The sequence below is a fragment of the Bacillus sp. AFS031507 genome, assembly GCF_002584635.1.
Taxonomy (GTDB): domain Bacteria; phylum Bacillota; class Bacilli; order Bacillales; family Cytobacillaceae; genus Neobacillus.
In genome coordinates, this window is sequence record NZ_NUOW01000050.1 from 1 (window position 1) to 3,634 (window position 3,634).

Below are 3,634 nucleotides of genomic sequence, written 5' to 3' on the forward strand. Positions count from 1 at the left end.
ACGATCTACAGGAATGCTATCGGGCAGTTTAGTTGAAGAAGGAATAGCTACTTTATGTTGGAATTATCCATTAAATTAAGAAGCTAATTAAAAATATACCCCTCACTAATGAGGGGTATATCTTATTTATCTTGTGCAAGTTCTTTTCTATTGGGAGCAAGTGGTGGCTGTTCTAACCACTTGTTTTTCACCATAATATCGAACCAGTTTTTGGTAACTCCTAATGTTTTTAGAATTGCTTTTTCATAAGCTACAGCTAGGTCTGTTCGCATGGCTCCTGCTAGACCTGTCCCGTAATATACTTGTGCAGTTTGAGCCAAGAAACCCATATGATACAACATTAATTTATCTGAAAAAGGAGAGTCTTTTGACGTTGTAACCTCTGATTCCCACGACATTGGAACTGGCAAATTATCCTTGTGCATTATTTTTGAAAGTGCTTGTAGGTTTTCATCTGCGGTTTTTTCTAATTCCTCAAAAAACTTTCTTACTTCTTTCGATTCTGTGACTTGACTGAATCCGATTGAAAGGACCTTTGCCATAATGCCCTTTTTAATGTTAAGAGAAATACTGATAATTTCTGTAGCAGATAAAAGTCTCCCTTTTCCGAAGAATCCATCAGTAAAATCTTTGGTAGAAATAAATTCAGGGCTCTCGTTAGGATAGAAATAGGGGTCTCTTTGGAATATTCCTTTTTTAAGCAATAACTCAATGGTTAAATCGTACATACTTTTTGCATCATTATCACATGAATTGTAAAATTCCCGTAGGTCCTTTCTGACAGAAACACTAAAAGCAGTGGTATGACCCAACAAACCATGTATAGTCATAATATGTAAATAATTTAAGCAGAATGTGTCAGAAAACAATCTTTCTGCACTTTTATTAAGGTCGGACTCAGTAAATCCAATGGGAACTGGAAATCCATCCTTCTCAATGAAGGAAACAAGCTGCTTCTTTTGCTTTTCCCATGTCTCAATGGCTATTTCAAAAACTTTTTTTATTAATTCGTCTTCTAAAATAGAAATCATATACCTATTTACTATCTCGGCCATTGTTCCGTTTACATACTCCCCCCATAGTGTTCCTATTTCAGAAGATGTAAGTTTTAAATTATCATTTTCCATTTGTTCTCACCTCCTCAGTATTTTTTACTAATAGAGAAATAGGTATGCATTTCTTTGGAATTAAACCTTTTAGATGATTAGTTGAGTAGTTTCTTGATGAACTAACGGGTGCTTGTGTTGAAGATCCAGTTGCAAGTTTTGGAACTGAGGAAGGTTTTGGAGATGAAATTGCTTATATTAATCGGATAAGAGAAAGAGTCAATAAATTCGCAAATGGACAGGTAATCATTGAAGAAGACAATATATCAATTGGGCAAATGGAACTTCAAATTCTGGAATTCGATGGGAAGGAAATTGGCTATGTAAATTTATTCTATCTTACACCAGAATATCGTGGTAAAGGGCTTGGAAAGGAATTAATTCGCTACGCAGAAAATTTTTTCAGAAAATCTAATGTTTCTGAATATCATTTGCGTGAAGCTCCTACTAATCAAAGAGCCATTCATTTATATACTAAGTCTGGGGTGGTCAAATAAATAATAGTGTTGATAATTACTCAAAACAAAAAGGACCCATTTAGGTCCTAGAATAGCCTTCTTCGCAGCAAGTTCTTACCATAGGCCTATGGAAACACTGTTTAAATCATTTGCTTACTAGAATCTACGTCTTCTTCTACTCTCTCTTTCGAGTTCAAAGGGGAAAAATCGTCTTCTTCTAAAGTCATCACTAAAAAATCGATCTCTTCGATCAAATGGCATTTGCTACATCCTCCATTCATTTCAGAAGTCTATATGACAAAGGGACAGATTAACTTAACCCGCCCTTTGTTCCGTACAATTTAGTAGCCGCTCATGAAAGAAGTCCCGACAATGATAAGCAGAATGAACAATACAACGATTAACGCAAAAGCACTTCCCATTCCATCACCCATGTATAACGCCTCCAACTATTCTTATTTATATTTACTTTACTCAGCCAAAATCCTTCTATTTGGTTTATCAAACATTAGCAAAAACTAGAAAGTACGATGATTAACAGAATGAACAATACAACGACTAATACAAATGTACTGCCGCCATAACCGCCACCATAACCATAACCGCCGCCATAACCGTAACCGCCACATAAGCCCCACATATCATTTCACCTCCTATTGGAATATCTGAAGGAAAAAACTCTCACTATGTATATATATTTCTTAAGACAAGGATGGATTGGACAATTGTCATAATGGTTAGGACAAAATATGCGTTTTGCTTAAACAATTTCTAAAAATAAAAAAGCGTCTGCAATACATGCAAACACCTTTTCTGAGGTAATTATATATGTCTGGCGGGCTTAATTATAACTTATGCACTCAGATTAAAGCTGAATGGGACAAGTGCTGATTATTAAAGCCAAGCCCCTAAAAGAGTTTTTTTATTTTTATCTTTTGTACGCACAGGTACATACGAAGAAATAGTAAATAAAACCCACGATATAAAAAAGCATTAACACTAGTACCATGAGGAGTTATGACTATACCGCAATTAAAATAACAGCCAAGAAGACACTTACAAATAGGCAAATATCTATTCCTCTTTAAAAATGGACACATACACTATTTTTGAAACAATTTGAGGAGGAGATATAAAATGGAAAGAGATTTCTTTGGAAGCGGTATGGGTTATGGAGGTTATCCTGGTTATGGCATGGGTTATGGCGGTTACCCATTCCATCATGGTTATGGTGGTCACCCGTTCCATCATGGATATGGTGGCTGCTGTTAGAGATGGCTCTTGCTAGACTCTTTAATTAATATTAGTTAATTTTGCACATGACGTTATTTTAAAAATGAACAATTGTCTTATCGGGGATTTTTCCACTTATCCTGCTATTTATGTCGGGAACCGTTTTAACAATTGTACCAGTAGTGCAAAACGGCGATATGGTATGATGTGGAAGCAGATGTTAAGATCAAGGTAAACGCACAAAATGGGTGCTAAATGGGTTAAACAGGCTAATCAATAATATGAAAAAAGAGCAAATGGGATTAGCCTGATTGCTCTTTTTAAGATTCTCAACTGCATTTTTATTGAACTGACTGTTGATTTAACGAAAAACCAGTGCTGTCTAAGTGGCAGCTTTTTCTTATTATGCTAACGTGGCAGTTTAGTTGAACAACAAAAATTTTAGAAGAGGTTTCTAATATTAATTTTAAACTAAGGGAGCATTTCTTCATTAAGGGATGCCCCTGTATTTTTTATCAATAGGCACAGTAACCATCTGTCGGCCAATTTTGGAGTACCAGAGAATGCGTTTAACTCCATTCCTTCTGAACAAGTATATATCTATCAGGGGGAGGTACCAGGTTCATTGGAAAGTCAAGAAGTCCAGTCACCCTACGGAGAAGTCCCTTTAACCTTTAAGCACGAGCTGTTGAAACAAATACCAATCAAAACGCCTAGTGGTAGTGTACGAATTGTGGATTCTTCCAACTTTCCAATTTCAAAAACAATCGCAGCAGCACTCGTTGAGATTGAACCGGGTGCAATGAGAGAACTTCATTGAAACTGATAGGTAAACTA

4 protein-coding genes and 2 pseudogenes are annotated in these 3,634 nt (G+C 35.9%); 3 read left to right on the top strand and 3 right to left on the bottom strand.

Features of this window, described 5'->3' with window-relative positions:
* Positions 1 to 122: 122 nt before the first annotated feature.
* Positions 123 to 1,127: a DUF3231 family protein gene (locus tag COE25_RS27265; protein WP_098934882.1), complete on the bottom strand. Its 1,005-nt coding sequence runs from the start codon at positions 1,125 to 1,127 to the stop codon at positions 123 to 125.
* Positions 1,128 to 1,288: 161 nt separating this feature from the next.
* On the opposite strand from COE25_RS27265, the pseudogene COE25_RS27270 reads away from it, so the two are divergent.
* A pseudogene (locus COE25_RS27270) lies at positions 1,289 to 1,603 on the top strand (GNAT family N-acetyltransferase); the annotation flags it as partial.
* Positions 1,604 to 1,905: 302 nt separating this feature from the next.
* On the opposite strand, the gene COE25_RS27275 reads toward COE25_RS27270, so the two are convergent.
* Positions 1,906 to 1,986 carry a YjcZ family sporulation protein gene (locus COE25_RS27275; RefSeq protein ID WP_269320614.1) on the bottom strand — a complete coding sequence of 27 codons (81 nt, stop codon included), beginning with the start codon at positions 1,984 to 1,986 and terminating at the stop codon, positions 1,906 to 1,908.
* Between the two features lie 86 nt (positions 1,987 to 2,072).
* The gene (yjcZ, locus tag COE25_RS27280; protein WP_088087217.1) at positions 2,073 to 2,204 is read right to left on the bottom strand and encodes a sporulation protein YjcZ; all 132 of its coding nucleotides are present in this window, start codon (positions 2,202 to 2,204) and stop codon (positions 2,073 to 2,075) included.
* A 497-nt stretch (positions 2,205 to 2,701) separates the two neighbouring features.
* On the opposite strand from yjcZ, the gene COE25_RS31945 reads away from it, so the two are divergent.
* Together COE25_RS31945 and COE25_RS27285 are read left to right on the top strand one after the other, a co-directional pair.
* Positions 2,702 to 2,836: a hypothetical protein gene (locus tag COE25_RS31945; protein WP_257208998.1), complete on the top strand. Its 135-nt coding sequence runs from the start codon at positions 2,702 to 2,704 to the stop codon at positions 2,834 to 2,836.
* 496 nt (positions 2,837 to 3,332) lie between these two features.
* Positions 3,333 to 3,614, top strand: a pseudogene (locus COE25_RS27285) (oxalate decarboxylase); the annotation flags it as partial.
* Between the last annotated feature and the right edge of the window lie 20 nt (positions 3,615 to 3,634).

Bases quoted from the DNA above. Each gene is read 5' to 3' on its own strand.
- COE25_RS27265 (WP_098934882.1), bottom strand. From the start codon at position 1,127: ATGGAAAATGATAATTTAAAACTTACATCTTCTGAAATAGGAACACTA.
- COE25_RS27275 (WP_269320614.1), bottom strand. From the start codon at position 1,986: ATGGGAAGTGCTTTTGCGTTAATCGTTGTATTGTTCATTCTGCTTATC.
- COE25_RS31945 (WP_257208998.1), top strand. From the start codon at position 2,702: ATGGAAAGAGATTTCTTTGGAAGCGGTATGGGTTATGGAGGTTATCCT.
- yjcZ (WP_088087217.1), bottom strand. From the start codon at position 2,204: ATGTGGGGCTTATGTGGCGGTTACGGTTATGGCGGCGGTTATGGTTAT.